This is a genomic window from Rhodococcus sp. SBT000017 (assembly GCF_003688915.1).
In the GTDB taxonomy this organism is placed as follows: domain Bacteria; phylum Actinomycetota; class Actinomycetes; order Mycobacteriales; family Mycobacteriaceae; genus Rhodococcoides.
Map to the genome: position 1 here is coordinate 4002257 of NZ_REFU01000001.1, position 18657 is coordinate 4020913.

General features: G+C 64.4%; 19 protein-coding genes and 1 tRNA gene. 14 read left to right on the forward strand and 6 right to left on the reverse strand.

Annotated features, from left to right (window positions below):
* Window positions 1–117: 117 nt before the first annotated feature.
* Window positions 118–633, forward strand: coding sequence for a putative glycolipid-binding domain-containing protein (locus AYK61_RS18825; RefSeq protein ID WP_259468204.1), 516 nt, complete (start codon window positions 118–120; stop codon window positions 631–633).
* Here AYK61_RS18825 and AYK61_RS18830 read toward each other — a convergent pair.
* Entirely contained in the window at window positions 606–1577 is a 972-nt protein-coding gene (locus tag AYK61_RS18830; protein ID WP_121871938.1) for a prephenate dehydrogenase, read from the reverse strand. The two genes, AYK61_RS18825 and AYK61_RS18830, sit on opposite strands and share 28 nt — an antisense overlap.
* A 63-nt stretch (window positions 1578–1640) precedes the next feature.
* Between AYK61_RS18830 and AYK61_RS18835 the strand changes: the two genes are divergently transcribed.
* From AYK61_RS18835 to AYK61_RS18850, 4 genes are all read left to right on the forward strand, one after another.
* Window positions 1641–2180 (forward strand): tRNA adenosine deaminase-associated protein, encoded by a 540-nt coding sequence (locus AYK61_RS18835; protein ID WP_094635770.1) that lies wholly within the window; start codon window positions 1641–1643, stop codon window positions 2178–2180.
* Window positions 2181–2183: 3 nt separating this feature from the next.
* Window positions 2184–2639: a nucleoside deaminase gene (locus tag AYK61_RS18840; RefSeq protein ID WP_121871939.1), complete on the forward strand. Its 456-nt coding sequence runs from the start codon at window positions 2184–2186 to the stop codon at window positions 2637–2639.
* Between the two features lie 93 nt (window positions 2640–2732).
* Window positions 2733–2930 (forward strand): CsbD family protein, encoded by a 198-nt coding sequence (locus AYK61_RS18845; RefSeq protein ID WP_121871940.1) that lies wholly within the window; start codon window positions 2733–2735, stop codon window positions 2928–2930.
* Window positions 2931–3021: 91 nt separating this feature from the next.
* Window positions 3022–3112, forward strand: a tRNA-Ser gene (locus tag AYK61_RS18850).
* Between the two features lie 478 nt (window positions 3113–3590).
* On the opposite strand, the gene AYK61_RS18855 is transcribed toward AYK61_RS18850, so the two are convergent.
* From AYK61_RS18855 to AYK61_RS18865, 3 genes are read right to left on the reverse strand one after another with little or no spacing between them, the layout of a single operon-like run.
* On the reverse strand, window positions 3591–4046 hold the full coding sequence (locus AYK61_RS18855; protein ID WP_147458359.1) for a hypothetical protein: 456 nt from the start codon (window positions 4044–4046) through the stop codon (window positions 3591–3593).
* Window positions 4047–4069: 23 nt separating this feature from the next.
* A complete protein-coding gene (locus tag AYK61_RS18860) occupies window positions 4070–4984 on the reverse strand; it encodes a S9 family peptidase (protein ID WP_121872898.1) in 915 nt (304 codons plus the stop codon).
* Window positions 4981–5991: a PHP domain-containing protein gene (locus AYK61_RS18865; protein ID WP_121872899.1), complete on the reverse strand. Its 1011-nt coding sequence runs from the start codon at window positions 5989–5991 to the stop codon at window positions 4981–4983. Before AYK61_RS18865 ends, AYK61_RS18860 begins: the two co-directional genes overlap by 4 nt.
* Window positions 5992–6111: 120 nt before the next feature.
* Between AYK61_RS18865 and AYK61_RS18870 the strand changes: the two genes are divergently transcribed.
* Window positions 6112–6801, forward strand: a complete 690-nt coding sequence (locus AYK61_RS18870; RefSeq protein WP_121871942.1) for a YceI family protein — start codon at window positions 6112–6114, stop codon at window positions 6799–6801.
* Here AYK61_RS18870 and AYK61_RS18875 read toward each other — a convergent pair.
* The gene (locus AYK61_RS18875) at window positions 6782–7687 is read right to left on the reverse strand and encodes a sterol desaturase family protein (RefSeq protein ID WP_121871943.1); all 906 of its coding nucleotides are present in this window, start codon (window positions 7685–7687) and stop codon (window positions 6782–6784) included. The genes AYK61_RS18870 and AYK61_RS18875 overlap by 20 nt on opposite strands.
* A 109-nt stretch (window positions 7688–7796) precedes the next feature.
* On the opposite strand from AYK61_RS18875, the gene AYK61_RS18880 reads away from it, so the two are divergent.
* The 7 genes from AYK61_RS18880 to tgt all read left to right on the forward strand — a co-directional run bounded on the left by AYK61_RS18880 (window position 7797) and on the right by tgt (window position 17057).
* Window positions 7797–8432 (forward strand): heme-binding protein, encoded by a 636-nt coding sequence (locus AYK61_RS18880; protein ID WP_121871944.1) that lies wholly within the window; start codon window positions 7797–7799, stop codon window positions 8430–8432.
* A gap of 60 nt (window positions 8433–8492) precedes the next feature.
* On the forward strand, window positions 8493–8951 hold the full coding sequence (locus AYK61_RS18885; RefSeq protein ID WP_121871945.1) for an Rrf2 family transcriptional regulator: 459 nt from the start codon (window positions 8493–8495) through the stop codon (window positions 8949–8951).
* 86 nt (window positions 8952–9037) lie between these two features.
* Complete coding sequence (locus AYK61_RS18890) at window positions 9038–9715, forward strand: TetR family transcriptional regulator (RefSeq protein ID WP_121871946.1); 678 nt, start codon at window positions 9038–9040, stop codon at window positions 9713–9715.
* 2 nt (window positions 9716–9717) lie between these two features.
* Window positions 9718–12006, forward strand: a complete 2289-nt coding sequence (locus AYK61_RS18895) for an MMPL family transporter (RefSeq protein ID WP_121871947.1) — start codon at window positions 9718–9720, stop codon at window positions 12004–12006.
* A 92-nt stretch (window positions 12007–12098) separates the two neighbouring features.
* Window positions 12099–13829 (forward strand): ABC transporter ATP-binding protein, encoded by a 1731-nt coding sequence (locus AYK61_RS18900; RefSeq protein ID WP_121871948.1) that lies wholly within the window; start codon window positions 12099–12101, stop codon window positions 13827–13829.
* A gap of 8 nt (window positions 13830–13837) precedes the next feature.
* A complete protein-coding gene (locus tag AYK61_RS18905) occupies window positions 13838–15760 on the forward strand; it encodes an ABC transporter ATP-binding protein (protein WP_310886844.1) in 1923 nt (640 codons plus the stop codon).
* Between the two features lie 58 nt (window positions 15761–15818).
* Window positions 15819–17057, forward strand: coding sequence for a tRNA guanosine(34) transglycosylase Tgt (tgt, locus tag AYK61_RS18910; protein WP_121871950.1), 1239 nt, complete (start codon window positions 15819–15821; stop codon window positions 17055–17057).
* Here the strand turns inward: tgt and AYK61_RS18915 are convergent.
* Window positions 17011–17667, reverse strand: coding sequence for a pyridoxamine 5'-phosphate oxidase family protein (locus tag AYK61_RS18915; RefSeq protein WP_121872900.1), 657 nt, complete (start codon window positions 17665–17667; stop codon window positions 17011–17013). The genes tgt and AYK61_RS18915 overlap by 47 nt on opposite strands.
* Before the next feature lie 170 nt (window positions 17668–17837).
* On the opposite strand from AYK61_RS18915, the gene AYK61_RS18920 reads away from it, so the two are divergent.
* On the forward strand, window positions 17838–18653 hold the full coding sequence (locus AYK61_RS18920; protein WP_147458360.1) for a hypothetical protein: 816 nt from the start codon (window positions 17838–17840) through the stop codon (window positions 18651–18653).
* The last annotated feature ends 4 nt before the right edge of the window (window positions 18654–18657 follow it).

Sequence of the window (18657 nt, forward strand, 5' to 3'; positions counted from 1 at the left end):
AGGTGGGTGATCACTCAAGCATCGGGTGCAGAGCAAGTCTCCATCCCCGCGACCGACTCCACAGACGCGAAATCCTGGCCCTCGATCCTCACGTGGCGAGCGCATGACGTTCCCCGTATGGAATCGGTGCGGGTCCAGCTCTCGGGCAACCGCATCAAGGCTGCCGGACGCATCATCGGTGCCGCGTGCAGCGATCACCCCGCCTTCAGCGCGTCCTACGACCTGGTGACCGACGAATACGGCGTCACCAAGAGGCTCTCGGTGCGCACCTCGCTCGCGTCCGGTGACCGGCAGGCCTCCGTCAGCCGCGACGACGAGGGCTACTGGATGGTCGAGAACAGCACCAGCCATCAGCGCTCGACCTACAGCGGAGCGCTCGACGTCGACATGGTGCTCAGCCCGTTCTTCAACACTCTGCCGATCCGTCGATTCGGTCTGCACACCCAGGTCCAGGACCTCGAGGTGCCCACGGTGTACGTGAACCTGCTCGACCTCAGCATCCAGGAAGCCACGCTGACCTACAGCAGTGGTTCCGAGGGTATCCACGTCATCTCGCCGGTCTCCACGTCGTCGGTCAGGGTCGACGCCGACGGCTTCGTGCTCGACTATCCGGGACTGGCCGAGCGGATCTGACGCACGACGCCACCGCGTCGACCCGCGTCCTGCAGCTTCTCCCGCCAGCCCGGTTCGCCCGGGGTGATGTCGGTGATCTCGAAGCGCTGATGCTGCTCGTACTGCAGACGCGCTGCGTTTCCGGCGTCGACCAGCGTTTTCGTCGAACCTTCGTCCAGTTCTTCCCGCGCTGCGGTGAGCGCATGCACCGCTTCGTCGAGCGCGGTTCGGAGAGCGGCGGCGTTGCCCTCGGTCATCGCCCGGACGAGATTCGGCGACGACGACGCCACCCGCGTCCCGTCCCGGAACGAGCCCGCAGCCAGGCCGAGCGCGAGTGGTCCGCCGTCCGCTCCCACGATTGCCAGTGCTTCGGCCAGCAGATGCGGTAGATGAGAAATTCTGGCAACAGCGCGGTCGTGTTCGACGCTCTCGGCCGGCACCACCACCGAACCGCAGTCGAGGGCGAGCTGGGCCACCCGAACCCACACGTCGGCGTCGACTCCCGGGTCGGTTGTCACCACCCACACCGCGTCGGTGAACAGTGTCGGATCGGTGGCCGACCACCCCGACTGATTGGTGCCCGCCATGGGATGTCCACCGACATAGCGAGCCTGTAGTCCGCGAGTGGCCACGGCAGCGGCGACCTCGGCCTTGACGCTGACGACATCGGTGATCGGAGCCGCGGGCGCATGCTCGGCGACGGCCGCCAGAACGGAGTCGACGGCAGGCATCGGGACGGCGACGACGATCAACGCGTCCTGTGCTGCGGCCCTGCTCAGCGCTGCTGCCAGGTCGGTACCGACGTCGTAGCCATCGGTGGTGGCACCGGCGATCGCGTCGGCCGATCGGTTCCATCCCCACACCTGACGGCCCGCGTCGTGGGCCGCGCGCAGGATCGACCCACCGATCAGTCCGAGACCCAGAACGCACACCGAAGAAGAAGTCACCCGATCAGATTGGCACAGGTGGGTGACGTCGACGGGAGGTGGACTTCGAATACCGGCCCCTACCGGACTACCGTTGCGCGCATGGCCGCACAGCGCGCGAACAACAACCGCGCATCCGCACCGGAATACGACGACCTCGAGGGATTCGGCGTTGCAGTTGTCCGAGAGGAAGGCAAGTGGACCGTCACGCCGCTGTCCGACGACGCATTGACCAGCCTGTCGGCGGCAGAGACCGAACTGCGTGAACTGCGCAGCTCGGGAGCCGTGTTCGGACTGCTCGACGTGGACGAGGAATTCTTCGTCATCCTGCGTCCCGCACCGAACGGCACCCGACTCCTGCTGTCCGACGCGGTCGCCGCAGTGGACTACGAAATCGCCGCGGACGTTCTCGACGCATTGAACATCGAGATCCCCGACGTCGACCCCGACGAACTCGACGACATCGAACCCTACGAAGAAGGCGACCTCGCGCTGCTCGCCGACCTCGGACTACCCGAAGCCGTCCTCGGCATCATCGTCGCCGAGACCGACGACTACCCAGACGAGCAGCTGCAGTCCATCGCTGAACGACTGGGCTTCGAGGACGAGTTCGCCGCAGCGGTGAACAAGCTGCGGCGGTAACCGATGCCGGTGTCCGACGCGGACATGATCCGCGCAGCGCTGTCGGCTGCGGCCGAGGCATCGGATGCCGACGTCCCCGTCGGAGCCGTCGTGTTCGACGCCTCGGGACGTGAGATCGCCCGGGCCTGCAATGCGCGGGAGGTGTCGGGCGATCCCACCGGACATGCGGAAGTGATCGCACTGCGTCGAGCAGCGGCTGTCCACGGGGACGGCTGGCGACTCGAAGGCTGCACCCTGGCCGTCACGTTGGAACCCTGCACGATGTGCGCCGGGGCGTTGGTGCTGGCCCGCGTCGGAGCGGTGGTGTTCGGGGCCTGGGAACCCAAGACTGGAGCCGTCGGCTCGCTGTGGGACGTCGTGCGAGACCGTCGACTCACCCACAGACCACAGGTTCGCGGTGGCGTACTGGAAGCCGAATGCGCCAAAGTGTTGACCACGTTCTTCGCTCGCCAGAGATAACGATCTCGTCACACGGTGGCCCCGATGTCCACTTTTGTGGAGGGTGGAGGGCAGGCGCAAAGAAGCGCTCCAACCTCTGCGAAGGAGAGAACTATGGGAATCGGCGACAAGATCTCGAACAAGTCCGAAGACCTCGGCGGCAAGGCCAAAGAAGCCGCAGGTTCGGCCACCGGAGACAGGGACCTCGAAGCAGAAGGCAAGGGCGACCAGGCCTCGGCAGCAGTCAAGGACGGCGTCGAGAAGGTCAAGGACGCGGCCTCGAACATCAAGGACAAGCTCACCGGCAACTAGTCGCCGGAGTGGAGCCTGCGGAATGACCAATGGATTTGCGCGCTGAGCAGGCGATTTAGCCTCAGGCCGTCATTCCGGTACAGTCTTCTGCGGTGGCGTGTCCGAGCGGCCTAAGGAGCACGCCTCGAAAGCGTGTGACGGGTAATCCCCGTCCGAGGGTTCAAATCCCTCCGCCACCGCCAAAGCTCCCCACCTGTTCACACAGGTGGGGAGTTTTTTTGTGCGCTACGTGAGGGTGGGGGCAGCGGCCGGGGTGTGCGGCCGGGGTCTTGTCGCAAACGCGCGCGCATTCGTGGGACGCGTTCGGATTTGCTATTGATGCGGGGTCTATTTCGCGCGCACCTAGCAAGTGCGCGCGCGTTTGCGGGATCACTGGGGCGGGAGCACCGGGCGGAAGTGGGCGTACTCAGGAGTTCACGGGTGCTGGTTCATGGGTGCAGGGTTTCGGTCCTCCGCGGCTGAGTCTGGCGCAAACGCGCGCGCATTCGTCAGATGCGTTCGGATTTGCTTTCGATGCGGGGTCTATTTCGCGCGCACTTAGCAAGTGCGCGCGCGTTTGCGGGATCACTGGGGCCGGGGCGGGATCGGCGGGGCCAGGGCGGGATCACTGGGGCCCGGGCGGGATCACCGGGGCGCACCGAACCCCAGCGACTCAGACGCTCAGCACTCTCCCGCACCGGCGGCGTCGAGTCCCCGCAGAATTTCGTTCTGATCGCCGGGCGGTACGTCGTTCCAGCTGGGCGCGGTGGTCATTTCGTTGCGCAGACCCTCGACGGATGCGGCGCGATCGGAGATTCCGGTCTGCTCCAGCGCATCGATGGACGGCAGAAACTGCGTGCAGGTCTGCTGGTAGAGCGCTTCGCCGGTGACGCCTGAGGTCGCGTCGGTCGGGGCCGCGGGCTCGGCCGCAGGCGGTACCTCGGAAACAGGAGCGGGCGCGGGCGCAGGTGCTTCGACCGTGGTGCTGGTCGGGTCCGTGGTGGAGGCGACAGCAGATGTGGTCGTAGCCGCGGCGGGTGTGCTCGACGCTTCCTCGGTCGACGGGTCGTTGCTACATCCGGCAACCGAGACGGCGACGATCAGCCCGAGCAATCCGGTCGCGATTTTTCCGTTCATCGCAACTGTGTACCACCTGCGGCTCACAGCAGCGTTTGCGCACGTCCGGTAATGGTGCTCAGCGCCGTCGACCAGGCGAGGTTCTTCGGGTCGAGAAACGCTCCGTGTCCGGCGCCGGGCAGCACGACGAGCTCGGGGTCGGTGCTGCCCGCCTTCGTGGCGGCGTCGACGTAGACGCGGCTCTGGTTCACCGAGACGGTTCGGTCGGCGTCACCGTGCAGCGCGGTCAGTGGAACGTCGAGTGGGAGGTATTCGATGGGTGAGGCGATCTTGTAGCGTCCGGGCACCTCGTTCGGCATACCGCCGAGGAAGGCAGGCACGAACTTGTCGCCGCCGATGTCGGCTGCTCGTTTCATGTCGAAGACGCCGGCCATGATGGTGGCGCTGCGTGGTCGGATCTTCGGTTCTGCTCCCGGTGCGTCGACCGGCATGAGGTGTCGAGCCGCCACCCATGCGGCGAGTTGGCCGCCGGCCGAATGTCCGGCGACGTGGACGCGATCGAGATCGAGCCGCCCGTCTGCTGCACCCTGTACGACGGTTGCCAGTGCCTCGGTGGCGTCGTCGACGTCGGAGAGGGTGTTGGCCCAGTTGTTCGGGCCACGCCGATACTCGACGTTCCACACGGCGATGCCCTCGTCGGCGATGGCCGTCGACATCTGCTGGAAGTACGACAGGTCGAGATCTTCCTGCCATCCGCCGCCATGAATCATCACCACCACCGGGAGCGAGGTGGCGTTGTTGTCGGGGAGGTAGAGGTCGCCGATGTTGTCCGGTTCGTACCCGTACTTCAGTCGGATGGGATCCCCGGCCGGGCCCGATACCGGCTGCAGCGCAGCCGAATACGTCTCGGCGGTACTCGGTGATGAGTCGGTGTCGGCCGAACTGCAGCCGACCAACGCGACCGTCAGCAGACCGGAGAGGAAATGACGACGATTCACGCGCGCTGCGCCGTCCACTCGAGCAGTTCGGCAAGGGGCCACGTGTTGATCACACGCTCGGCAGGCACACCCTGCGCTTCGGCGCGGACGCAGCCGTAGCCCTGCCAGTCGAGCTGCCCGGGCGCATGCGCGTCGGTGTCGATGGAGAACAGGCAGCCGCGTTCGAGGGCGATGTCGATCAGTCGCTCGGGGGGATCCTGGCGCTCGGGTCTGGCATTGATCTCCACTGCGGTGCCGAACTGGCGGCAGCCCTCGAACACCACGGGGGCGTCGAACGTCGATTCGGGCCTGGTGCCGCGGCCACCCTCGACGAGCCGTCCGGTGCAGTGGCCGAGGACGTCGACATGCGGGTTGGCGATGGCGGTGACCATGCGCTTGGTCATGGTCTTGGAGTCGGCTCGCAGGTTGGAGTGCACGCTGGCCACCACCACGTCCAGCTCGGCGAGCAGGCCCTCGTCCTGGTCGAGCGATCCGTCGTCGAGAATGTCGACTTCGATTCCGGTGAGGATGCGGAACGGCGCGAGCCGCTCGTTGAGCTCGGCGATCACATCGAGCTGTGCACGCAGGCGCTCGGCGGTGAGGCCGTTGGCAACCTTGAGGCGCGGGGAATGATCGGTCAGAGCGCAGTATTCGTGGCCGAGCCGCGCGGCGGTGCGCATCATTTCCTCGATTCCGCTGCCGCCGTCGGACCAGTTGGAATGGGTGTGCAGATCACCCTTCAATGCGCCGCGAAGTTCGTTGTCTCCGATGGGTTCTGCCGCGTCGCGTTGCTCGCGGAGGTAATCCGGGACGTCCTGGGTCAGAGCCTGGCGAATGATCAGCGAGGTCTTGGCTCCGATACCGGTCAGCGAGGACCAGCTGTCTGCCTTCTCGTGCTCGGATCGTTGTGCGGGCGTGAGGGATTCGACGACATCTGCTGCCCGACGGTAGGCCTTGACGCGATGGGTGTCCGAGCGGGAGCGTTCGAGCCAGAAGCCGATCTCTCGAAGTGCGTCCACCGGATCCATGCGGTCCATTGTGCCTGGCGGTACCGACACGTGTTCACGGGGTAAACGGACAAAACTCTCAGGGAGTTACCAGGTCGCTCACTCCCCATGGGCTTGAAGCTGCAACTACCATCGGCAGTCATGACCAAGAAATGGTGGATCGTAGGAATAGTTGTCGTCGCCGTGGTGGCGCTGGGGCTGTACTTCGGCCCCAAGATCTATGCATCGCTCCAGGAAGACGACGCACCGGCAGCATCGGTGTCCACCTCGGGCGCGCAGGCCGCCAGCACCGAGAGCATCGATGGACGGTGGATCGTCACTCCAGGTGACGCTGCCAACGCGACCGCCGCGGGCTACACCGTCGACGAGCTGCTCAACGGGTCCGATGTCACCGTCGTCGGGTCGACGACCGAGGTCGCAGGCAACGTCGTCATCGCCGACGACACCCTCACAGAGGGGCAGGTGGTCGTCATGACCAACTCGATCAGCACCGACAGTGATCGACGTGACGGCCAGTTCCGCGGCAACATCTTCGACACTGCCACCTACCCGACGGCGACGTTCAACATCGACTCGCCGATCGATCTGTCCTCGCTGCCCAAGGACGGCACCACCGAAACCGTCACCGCCGAGGGCACATTGACGCTCAAGGATCAGACGCGTCCGGTCTCGGTGGAGATGGAGGTGCTGCAGTCCGGTGACACGCTCATCGCGTCGGGCGCAATTCCGACCACGTGGACCGACTACGGCATCGAACCGCCGTCGCTCGGCTTCGTCACCGTGGAGGGCTCGGGAACCGTCGACTTCCTGATCAATCTGAGTCAGCAGTAGCGCGTTCTCTCGCGGCCCCGGGCGTCCATCCCGGCGGTCCGACGAGATATCCGACGCGTTCCTTCCATGACCGCGATGCCGCAACATCCCGCGCGATGTTGCGGTATTCGTGTGTCTGGAGGGTCCAGATGTTGAACGTGTCGACGGGCTTGGTGAGGCCGTAGTTGGGGCGCTCGACCTCCTCGGCGTAGGTACCGAACAGGCGGTCCCAGATGATGAGGATGCCGCCGTAGTTCTTGTCCAGATACTGAGGATCGCGGCCGTGATGGACGCGATGGTGCGAGGGCGTGTTGAAGACGAACTCGAACGGACGCGGCAGCCGGTCGATGCGCTCGGTGTGTACCCAGAATTGGTAGACGAGGTTGATCGAGAAGCCGACGAACACCATCCACGGCGGCATGCCCAGCAGTGGGAGCGGAAGCCACATGATGACCTCGCCGCTGTTGTTCCACTTCTGTCGCAGCGCCGCCGCGAAGTTGAAGTACTCGCTCGAATGATGGGCCTGATGCGTCGCCCAGATCAGTCGGGTTCGATGCGCGATGCGGTGATAGCCGTAGAACAGCAGGTCGACGCCCAGGATCAGGATCACCCACGTGTACCAGGCGTCGGCCGGGAGATGCCACGGCGCCACGTAGACGTAGATCGCCGTGTAGCCGACTAGGGCGAGCGCCTTCCATGCCGTGGTGGTCGCGATGGACACCAGTCCCATGCTCAGGCTGGAGCGCGCATCCCTGCCGGAATAGCTACCGCGTTCACCGTCTTCGAGCTTCGCGGCCGCAATCCATTCGATTGCCAGCAGCAGTGCGAACGCGGGAATGGCCAGCGCGACGGGATCGCGCAGCGGTTCGGGCAGTGCATTCCACGCCGAACCGATCCAGTCGCTCATCGAACCTCCCGCGTGACAGTGAGAGGTTGAGTGTAACGCTGTCTGCCCAGTTTCCCACGGCTCGTACCGTGGAGGGGCGCACACATCGGTCGAGAGAGCGGAATCGGACTTGTTGCAGAAAATTGCGTCCACGGTCGGGCAGGTGGGCGAGTCCGTGTTGAGTGTCGTTGGCATTCGAGTCGGTACCGAGGAGCCGCCGCACACGAGCCGTCGACTGACCGATGCGGTGGAGATCCGTCGCTACGAACCACGCATCGCGGCGCAGACCACGGTCGACGCCGATGAGGACGAGGCACGCCAGGAGGGTTTCCGTCGCCTGGCCCGGTACATATTCGGCGGAAACGGGGACAAGCAAAAGGTTGCAATGACCGCTCCCGTCAGTCAGTCGTCCGCAGGCTCGAAGAAGATTGCGATGACTGCCCCTGTGTCGAGCACGCCCGGCAGCACCGGCTGGGTCGTCCGGTTCTTCATGCCGTCCGAGTGGACGATGGACACGCTGCCCACGCCCGACGACGACCGTGTGACGTTGACGGAGGTCCCGGCGGAGACGGTGGCCGTGTTGCGTTTCAGCGGGGGCCGCGGCCGGGGCGACGTCGAACCACAGATGGCTGCGTTGACGGAAGCGTTGCGTGCACACGGCATCGAGATGCTCGGTGAGCCGATGACCTGGTTCTACGATCCTCCGTGGACCTTGCCGCCACTGCGTCGCAACGAGGTGGTCGTGGCGATACCGGAAGGTTCCTGACACGTTGGGGCATTCCGGCAACTGCTCGCTAATTCCCTACTGCAATGGTAGGAATTTAACGTGCACATCACGGCCAAGGCGGACTATGCGGTTCGGACGCTCGTCGAACTCGCGGCGGTCGGTGGACAGCGGCCCGCGAAGGCAGAGGCGCTGGCCATGGCTCAGGGCATACCGCACAAGTTTCTCGAATCGGTGCTCTCGGATCTGCGTCGCGCAGATCTGGTGTGCAGTAGGAGGGGGCCCGACGGCGGCTACTGGCTGGCGCGCGAGGCGTCGGACATTTCTGTTGCCGATGTGATGAGGGCCGTCGAGGGCCCGTTGGCGTCGGTGCGCGGTCAGCGGCCCGAGGATGCGGAGTACTTCGGTCCGGCCGAGCCGCTCACTCGGGTGTGGCTGGCGGTGCGTGTCAATCTGCGGGCGGTGCTCGAGGCGGTGTCGCTGGCGGACATCGTCGAGAACGATCTCCCGGACTTCGTCGGAGAGTTGATCAGCGAGCCGACCGCGTGGGCACGTCGATGAGCTGAGTCACATCCATTGCCAGCTGTGGCGCGATCGACAAAAGTGTACTCCACTGCAAACTTGCAGAACAGTGCAAGTTCCGTAGGTTGGTAAGCGTGACTTCTCCGACGGGCCTTCGTGATCTGAAGAAGGCCGCCACCCGCGACGCCCTCGGCATGGCCGCCGTGCGTCTGGGCAAGGAGCACGGCTTCGACGCGGTCACCGCCGACGCCATCGCGCACGAAGCGGGAGTCTCCACCCGCACGTTCCACAACTACTTCTCCAACAAGGAAGAAGCAGTACTTCACCACATCGAAGTGTCTGCACTCGAATGGTTCGAGCTCCTGCGCGCCAGGCCGTCGACCGAACCGATCTGGGACTCGTTGCGGCACATCGCAATCAACCTCGTCGCGGACCCCGGCCGGGATCTGGACGACACCTTCGCGGCAGCGCGGCTGATCGAGGCCAACCCTGCCCTGATGGCGCGCAAGCTCGAAATGCACCAATCGCTGACCCGCAAGCTCGGCGAGGCCATCGCCGAGCGAACCGGCACCGATATCGACACCGACCTCTACCCCAACCTGCTCCAGATGGCCGTCGGTGGTGCCGTCACCGCAGCACTGAACATCTGGGTCACCGACTCCGCCGGCGCATCGACACCGAGGGCCCTCATCGAGAACGCCTTCGATCAACTCCGAGCCGGGTTGCCCGAGCCCAAGGGTCGTTCCGCAGGCTCCACTCCCGAACCCAACACCCCCACGTCCGAACCCAACCGAGGAGCTTGACAGTGGCCACCTATCTCTACCGAATCGGAAGATTCGCGTACCGACGCAAGGGCATCGTCCTCGGACTGTGGCTGGCGATTCTGGTTCTCGCCGGAGTGGGCGCTGCGACGCTGTCCGGCCCCACCGCCAACTCGTTCAACATCCCGGGCACACCGGCGCAGGCCGCACTCGACCTGCAGGAGGAGCGCTTCGGCAACGCCGAGGATCCGCTCACCGCAGTCAACGCCGAGTACGTGTTCCAGGCACCCGACGGGCAGACGCTGGACACCCCGCAGTACACCTCGGCCATCGATGCCACCATCGCCGAGATCGAGAAGGTGGACGCCGCGAAGCCCGCGGAAGGTGCTCCGCCGCTGGCGAATCCGGTCGCTGCGAATCAGTCGACCATCGAGCGATACACCGAGGCGGCAGCGGAGGCAGGTACCCCGGCCGACGAGGTTGCAGCCGACGCCGCAGCCACTTCACCGCTGAGCCCCGACGGCAACGTCGGAACGGTCACCGTGCCGATCAACGTCGAGCTCGCCGACGTCACCGACCAGATCCGAACCGAACTCGACGAGGCCGCACAGCCGGCCCGTGACGCCGGATTGACCGTCCTGCTCGGCGGAACCGTCGCGCAGGACACCGCCCCGCCCGGCGGAACGTCGGAACTCGTCGGTCTGGCCGTGGCCGCCGTCGTGCTGCTCATCATGTTCGGATCCGCCGCAGCCGCCAGCCTGCCGCTCATCACCGCCATCGTCGGAATCGGCATCTCGAGCCTGGCGATCACCACCGCATCCGGCTTCGCCGACCTGTCGACGTTCACACCGGTGCTCGCCATCATGATCGGTCTGGCCGTCGCGATCGACTACTCCCTGTTCATTCTGGCTCGCTACAGACACGAGCTGACGCTCACCGACGACCGTGAGGAAGCCGTCGGCCGGTCGGTGGGAACGGCAGGCTCGGCCGTCGTGTTCGCCGGTGCCACCGTGCTCATCGCCCTCGTCGCACTGCGCGTCGTCGGCATTCCGTTCCTGTCGCAGATGGGTCTGGCAGCCGGATTCGCAGTGTTCATCGCGGTCCTCATCGCACTGACATTCCTTCCCGCCATGCTCGGCCTCTACAAGAACAAGGCCTTCGCGGGCAAGATCAAGTTCGTCAACACTGCCGACCCGGAATCTCCCGATGCCAAGCCCACCAACGGACTTCGGTGGGCCAGGTTCCTGGTCAAGCGGCCCGCGGTGGGACTCATCGGCGGCATCGTTCTGCTCGGCGTCATCGCAGGCCCGGCCACCGGACTGTCGCTGGCTCTGCCATCGATCGCCACGTCGGATCCGTCCACACCCGCGCGTCAGGCCTACGACATCGTCGACGAGGGCTTCGGACCGGGACGCAACGGACCTCTGCTCGTCATCGCCGACGCGTCGAACGTGGCCGAGGCCGATCGGACGGCGTCGTTCGGCAAGGTCGTCGAGGCCGTCGTCGAGCAGTCGGACGTCACGAACGCGCAGATCATCGCCGTCAACCCGGCCGGTGACACCGCGCAGATTCTCGTCACGCCGTCGTCCTCGCCGAACAGTGAGCAGACGAAGGACTTGGTGGCGAACCTGCGGGACGCCGAACCGGGCGTGCAGGCCAGCGACGGCGTCTCCTACGGCGTCACCGGACAGACGGCGCTCGAGTTGGACGTCTCCGAACGACTGCAGGACGCGTTGATTCCGTACCTGGCAGTGGTCGTCGGCCTGGCCTTCGTGTTGCTGATGCTGGTGTTCCGCTCCATCCTGGTGCCGCTGACCGCAACGCTGGGCTTCCTGCTCAGCGTGCTCGCAACCTTCGGTGCCACGGTGTTCATCTTCCAAGAGGGTGGGCTCGGCCTGATCTCCAATCCGCAGCCGATCGTCAGCTTCATGCCGATCTTCCTGATCGGTGTCGTGTTCGGCCTGGCGATGGACTACCAGGTGTTCCTCGTCTCGCGAATGCGTGAGGAGTTCGTCCACGGAGCCGCCGCCAAGGATGCCGTCGTCAACGGCTTCAAGTACGGCGCACGCGTGGTCACCTCTGCAGCGATCATCATGATCTCGGTGTTCGCCGCGTTCATCGCCGAGCCGGACTCGTTCATCAAGTCCATCGGATTCGCGCTCGCCGCCGCCGTGTTCTTCGACGCGTTCGTCGTGCGCATGGTGCTGATTCCGTCCGTGATGGCGCTGCTCGGCGACAAGGCCTGGTGGCTGCCGAAGTGGCTGGACAAGGTTCTGCCGGATGTCGACATCGAAGGTGCCAAGCTGAAGACGGCACCGGAGAAGACCGCGTAATTCTCGACTGCGGCCGGTCGGCCGAAGATTGCCCGCAACACTCGAAAAACGGAGAGACTGTTATCCATGTGTACGAGTAATCTTCGGCCATCATGCTGATCCCCCTGCTGCGCACGTATCTGGCTCCGTACAAGATGCCGATCGTCGCGCTGATTCTGCTCCAACTGGTGGCCACGCTGGCGGCACTGTTCCTGCCCAGCCTCAATGCCGACATCATCGACAAGGGCGTCACCACCGGCGACACGGGCTACATCCTCTCGGCCGGCGGAGTGATGCTGATGGTCTCGGCGGTGCAGATCATCAGCTCGGTGGCCGCGGTGTTCATCGGGGCTCGCACGGCCATGACTGTCGGACGTGACCTGCGCGGTTCGATCCTGCACCGCGTCGGTACATTCTCGGCTCGAGAGGTCGGCCAGTTCGGTGCGCCGTCGCTGATCACCCGCAACACCAATGACGTTCAGCAGGTGCAGTTGGTGATCGTCATGGGGTTCACCATCGTGGTGATGGCCCCGATCATGTGCGTCGGCGGCATCGTGATGTCGCTGCGCGAGGACCTCGGGTTGTCCTGGATCCTGATGATCGCGGTGCCCGGGCTCGCGATCTCCATGGGCCTGATCATCATCAAGATGGTGCCGGCGTTCCGCTCGATGCAGAAGCGTATCGACGCAGTCAATCGTGTGCTGCGTGAGCAGATCACCGGAATCCGCGTGGTACGAGCGTTCGTTCGCGAGGATTTCGAGATCGACCGGTTCGGAGCGGCCAACACCGCACTCACCGACACTGCTCTCCGCGTCGGACGGCTCATGGCCCTGATGTTCCCGACGGTCATGCTCATCAGCAACGTCACCAGTGTTGCCGTCATCTGGTTCGGCGGCCACGCGATCGATGACGGCACAATGCAGATCGGCTCTCTCACAGCACTTCTGAGCTACATCATGCTGATCCTCATGTCGGTGATGATGGCCTCGTTCATCGCGATGATGGTTCCCCGCGCGTCGGTGTGCGCCGATCGCATCAGCGAGGTACTCGCCACCGAATCCTCGGTCGTGTTGCCCCGCGAGCCCAAGACGTTCGCGTCCTCGCCGGGAACCGTCGAGCTCGTGAACGCCGAATTCTCTTTCCCCGGAGCCGAATATCCGGTGCTGTGCGGGGTGAACCTCACCGCCGAGGCCGGCAAGGTCACCGCCATCATCGGCGGCACCGGCTCGGGAAAGTCCACTCTCGTCAACCTGATTCCGCGACTCATCGACGTCACCGGCGGTGAGGTGCGCATCGGCGGAGTCGACATCCGCGAACTCGATCTGGACCTGCTGCGCTCGGAGATCGGTCTGATCCCGCAGAAGCCGTACCTGTTCTCGGGCACCATCGCGAGCAACCTGCGCTACGGCAAATCCGACGCCACCGACGAAGAACTGTGGGAGGCACTCGAGATCGCCCAGGGAGCCGACTTCGTTCGCGCCATGCCCGAGGGATTGGAAACGCCCGTCGCCCAGGGCGGTACGACGGTCTCCGGCGGTCAGCGGCAACGCCTCGCCATCGCCCGCGCGTTGGTCCGCAAACCGAGCATCTATCTGTTCGACGACTCGTTCTCCGCACTGGACCTCACCACCGACGCCAATCTGCGCGCGGCTCTGAAGGCAGTGACGCGAGATGCATGCATGATCGTTGTCGCTCAACGCGTCTCGACCATCATAGACGCCGATCAGATACTCGTACTAGACGACGGAAAGCCGGTAGGTGTGGGTACCCACGACCAATTGATGGCCGATTGCCCCACCTACGCCGAGATCGTCGACTCGCAGCACGCCGTGGGTGCACTGTGACCGCGCAGGTGGAGAAGACGGAAGAGGAGGACACCGCCCCCGTCGCCAAAACTGTGAAGCCGGGAACCAAGGCCCGCGACTTCAAGGGCTCGTTCAAGCGACTGATCGGCCTGCTCGCTCCCGAGCGAGTGTTCCTGACGATCATGCTGGCGTTCGGTATCGCCAGCACCGTGCTGACCGTCGCCGCGCCCAGCGTCCTCGGACACGCCACGGACCTCATTTTCAACGGTGTCGTCGGCCGCGAGCTCGATCCGGGTCTGACCAGAGAACAGGCCATCGACCAGCTGCGGGCGGAGGGGAACGACTCCGTCGCAGATCTGGTGTCCGGGACGGACCTGACTCCAGGAGCCGGAATCGACTTCGGCGCAGTGGGAACCGTGCTGATGTGGGTACTGGTTCTGTATGTGCTGTCTGCGGTGCTGGCCTGGGCGCAGGGATACATCCTCAACATCGCGCTGCAGCGTCGAATCCTGTTGCTGCGCGGCAGCGTCGAAGCGAAGGTGCATCGATTGCCGCTGAAGTACTTCGACAACAATGCTCGCGGCGAGACGCTGAGCCGCGTCACCAACGACATCGACAACGTCTCGACCAGCCTGCAGCAGACGCTGAGTCAGTTGATCACCGGCATTCTCACCGTCCTGGGCATCCTCGGCGTCATGATCTGGATCTCGCCGCTGCTGGCTCTCGTTGCGGTGCTGACCATTCCGGCGTCGTTCGCGGTCACCGCCGTCATCGCCAAGCGTTCGCAGCCGCACTTCGTCGCGCAGTGGAAGCACACCGGCAAGCTGAACGCGCAGATCGAAGAGACGTACACGGGCCACGAGATCGTCAAGGCCTTCGGTCGTCAGGCGGACGTGGAACGCGAATTCGGCGATCGCAACGAGAAGCTGTTCCAGTCGAGCTTCCGGGCGCAGTTCATCTCCGGCATGATCATGCCCGTCATCATGTTCCTCGGGAACATCAACTACGTGGTCATCGCCGTGGTCGGCGGGCTGCGGGTCGCGTCGGGCACACTCACGCTCGGTGAGGTGCAGGCGTTCATCCAGTACTCGCGTCAGTTCACGCAACCGCTCACCCAGGTGGGTGCGATGGTGAACCTGGTCCAGTCGGGTGTCGCGTCGGCCGAGCGTATCTTCGAGGTCCTCGACGCCGAGGAAGAAGACGCCGACCCCGCCGATGCGGTACGGCCCACCGAGCGCCGAGGACGCGTCGAATTCGACAACGTCTCGTTCGGCTACTCTCCCGACCGCCCGCTCATCGAGAACCTCTCGCTGGTGGCCGATCCCGGGCATCTGGTCGCGATCGTCGGACCGACCGGCGCGGGCAAGACCACCCTGGTGAACCTCATCATGCGGTTCTACGAGATCGATTCCGGCCGAATCACCCTCGACGGCGTCGACACCAGGAAGATGACCCGCGAGGAACTTCGGGCTCGCACCGGAATGGTGCTGCAGGACACCTGGCTGTTCGGCGGAACCATTCGCGACAACATCGCTTACGGAGACCCGAGTGCCAGCGAGGAGGAAATCCTCGAGGCCGCGCGAGTGAGCTACGTCGATCGCTTCGTCCACTCGTTGCCCGACGGCTACGACACGATCATCGACGAGGAGGGCAACAACGTCAGCGCCGGTGAGAAGCAGCTCATCACCATCGCCCGTGCCTTCCTGGCCAAGCCGCTGATTCTCATCCTCGACGAGGCCACCAGCTCGGTCGACACCCGTACCGAACTGCTGGTGCAGAAGGCCACCGCGAAGCTGCGCACCGATCGCACCAGTTTCGTGATCGCGCACAGGCTTTCGACCATCCGCGACGCGGACACCATCGTGGTGATGGAGAACGGCAGCATCGTCGAGCAGGGTAATCACGAGGAACTGCTCGCGGCCAAGGGTGCCTACTTCCGCCTCAATGCGGCTGGCGCCGCAGTGGCATGAATAAGTGCCGCAGAGGGCACTTAACCGCACCACTGCCGCGCAGCGGCATACTGACGCGGTGAGTTCCTCCAGCTTCGGCTTCGATATCGGCACCCGGCTCGACGGTGACCTCGGTCGCACCGGCACCATCCACACCCCGCACGGTGACATCGCCACCCCCGCGTTCATCGCGGTGGGAACCAAGGCGACCGTCAAAGCGGTGCTGCCCGAGGCGATGAAGGAACTCGGCGCGCAGGCTGTGCTCGCCAATGCGTACCACCTGTATCTGCAGCCGGGCTCGGACATCGTCGACGAGGCGGGTGGGCTGGGCAAGTTCATGAACTGGGACGGGCCGACGTTCACCGACAGCGGCGGCTTCCAGGTGATGTCGCTCGGAGTGGGGTTCAAGAAGGTCATCTCTATGGACGCCACGCGCGTGCAGTCCGACGACGTCATCGCCGAGGGCAAGGAACGTCTCGCGCACGTCGACGACGACGGAGTGACGTTCAAGTCCCACCTCGACGGCTCCAAGCATCGGTTCACTCCCGAGGTGTCGATGCAGATTCAGCACCGCCTCGGAGCAGACATCATGTTCGCGTTCGACGAGCTGACCACGCTGATGAATACCCGCGGCTACCAGGAGAAGTCGGTCGATCGGACGCAGGCGTGGGCCAAGCGATGCGTCCTCGAACACGAACGACTCACGGTCGAGCGCGACGACAAGCCGTACCAGGCCCTGTTCGGGGTGGTCCAGGGCGCGCAGTACGAGGATCTACGACGCAAGGCCGCACACGATCTCGAGACCATCACCGGCGAGACCGGTAGAGGATTCGACGGCTACGGCATCGGCGGCGCACTCGAGAAGCAGAACCTCGGCACCATCACCCGGTGGGTGAACGAGGAGCTGCCCGAGCACAAGCCGCGGCACATGCTCGGCATCAGCGAGCCGGACGACTTCTTCACCGCCATCGAGAACGGTGCCGACACGTTCGACTGCGTCAATCCTTCACGCGTGGCGCGCAATGCGGCGATCTACGTGCCGACGGGACGCTTCAACATCAACACCGCCAAGCATCGACGCGACTTCACCCCGATCGACGAGAACTGCGACTGCTACACCTGCGCGCACTACACCCGTGCGTACATCCATCACCTGTTCAAGGCCAAGGAGATGCTCGCCTCGACGCTGTGCACCATCCACAACGAGCGCTTCACGGTCAAACTGGTCGACGACATCCGTGCCTCGATCGATCAGGGACGCTTCACGGAATTCAAGACGGAGTTCCTGGGTCGGTTCTATGCTGCGAAGACTGCGTGAGTTGATCTTCGAGCTCCGAAATGCGCTGTAGCAGTTCCTGTTCCCGCTCAGCGGCTTTGCGCTGGTAGACCTCGGACAGCTCCGCGAGGTAGGCCGCGTCGTAGCGGGGGATGATGCTGCGGGTGCAGTTCCAGTCGAAGGCCTCGACGTCGATGACGATGCTGCGCTCGCAGGTAGCGGCGACGGTCATGTCGCCGATCTTTCCGAGCCGGTCCAGTAATTCGGGGTCGTCGGCCTTCTCGACGGTGCGTGCCCGTCCGTAGAGCTTGAGGCGTTGCCGCAGAGGGTAATTCACCAGAAACAGTTCGACGCGGTCATCGTGATCGAGATTGGCCGCCGTGACGTACTGATGGTTGCCGGCGAAATCGGCGAAGCCGAGAGTGTGATCGTCGAGGACCTGCAGGAAGCCTTTCGGCCCACTTCGATACTGGATGTACGGCCACCCGGTCTCGGCGACGGTGGCGATCTGGAACTGATCCAACGTGCGAATCATGGCCTTTTCTCGAGTGTCGAGAGGCGTCGGGCCGTCGTCGGGACGCTCGGTCTGCGAGCCGTAGGCGGTGTAGCTGCCGTCGACCTTCTGCCGGGCAATCGCAGCAGGGCCGAACATCAGATGGTGATAGTGGTTGTTCTGCGGCACGGGGTTCACCTTAGGACACCGGGGCCTCGCGGCAATGGACGTGTCGGAGGCAACTGCAATGATCTTCGACGCGGGATATGTGTCGATCGCGCACAATGGACGAAGACGTCAGAATGCGCCCCAGTGAGAAGGTGATAGCCGTGACCACTCAGTTCGAGTTTCGACTGAAGGGAGTGACTGCACCTGAGGGCGAGCTGGATGCCAACGACCTGATTGCTCTCGTAATGGGTCTCAAGGCAGTTGCTATGAGCATCGGCCGAGGCGAGACCGATGCCGATCGGCTCGGCCGCGCACCCTCACGAGTGCACCGTGTCGCCGATCTTGTCATCGGGTTGGCCCCTGGCAGCACCAAACTTCTTGTTCGCCGCGCGGGAGCTGGTGCGGACGCGTTGGATTTCGATCTGGCAGACGAGGAAGGCTTCGACGCAACATTCCAGAAGTTGGTGGAATCGATCGGTCTCGACCATCGGCCAGACTGGGTGAGTGATTCGCTTTCGAACGCGGCCGGTGAATTGGTATCGGCGCTTCGCCGCGCTGCCCCGGAGGTCGAGTTCAAAGCCGATGGACTGACTGTGCAGACATTCGATACGGCTGCACTTCGACCCGAGACCTGGCAGGTCGCAACTGGCGTGTCGACCGAACTCCGCACCTTCATCGGACGCCTGTATTCGGCGAACCTACACACGCACCGCTTTCAGGTGGAGGATGACGCCGGTAACCAAGTCGCTCTCCCCGATGTGGCCGACGACTCGGGACTCGGTCCATTGCTCGGCAGGTACGTGACCGTGACCGGTAGCCCGGAAGCCGACGCGGGCGGACAGTTGAAGAGGCTGTTGAATGCCAGGATCGTTGCCCTTCCCGAAGCAGTAGCAGAGACAGGTGTTCCCGACCCGGTCTCCCTCGGAGACATCTTGGCTGCTGCCTCCGGTATCGAGTCCGGGGGATCGACGGGGTGAGCGA

Excerpts from the sequence above, each read along its gene's own strand:
- AYK61_RS18825 (WP_259468204.1), top strand. The coding sequence starts at position 118 with ATGGAATCGGTGCGGGTCCAGCTCTCGGGCAACCGCATCAAGGCTGCC.
- AYK61_RS18835 (WP_094635770.1), top strand. The coding sequence starts at position 1,641 with ATGGCCGCACAGCGCGCGAACAACAACCGCGCATCCGCACCGGAATAC.
- AYK61_RS18840 (WP_121871939.1), top strand. The coding sequence starts at position 2,184 with ATGCCGGTGTCCGACGCGGACATGATCCGCGCAGCGCTGTCGGCTGCG.
- AYK61_RS18845 (WP_121871940.1), top strand. The coding sequence starts at position 2,733 with ATGGGAATCGGCGACAAGATCTCGAACAAGTCCGAAGACCTCGGCGGC.
- AYK61_RS18855 (WP_147458359.1), bottom strand. The coding sequence starts at position 4,046 with ATGAACGGAAAAATCGCGACCGGATTGCTCGGGCTGATCGTCGCCGTC.
- AYK61_RS18865 (WP_121872899.1), bottom strand. The coding sequence starts at position 5,991 with ATGGATCCGGTGGACGCACTTCGAGAGATCGGCTTCTGGCTCGAACGC.
- AYK61_RS18870 (WP_121871942.1), top strand. The coding sequence starts at position 6,112 with ATGACCAAGAAATGGTGGATCGTAGGAATAGTTGTCGTCGCCGTGGTG.
- AYK61_RS18875 (WP_121871943.1), bottom strand. The coding sequence starts at position 7,687 with ATGAGCGACTGGATCGGTTCGGCGTGGAATGCACTGCCCGAACCGCTG.
- AYK61_RS18900 (WP_121871948.1), top strand. The coding sequence starts at position 12,099 with ATGCTGATCCCCCTGCTGCGCACGTATCTGGCTCCGTACAAGATGCCG.
- AYK61_RS18915 (WP_121872900.1), bottom strand. The coding sequence starts at position 17,667 with ATGTTCGGCCCTGCTGCGATTGCCCGGCAGAAGGTCGACGGCAGCTAC.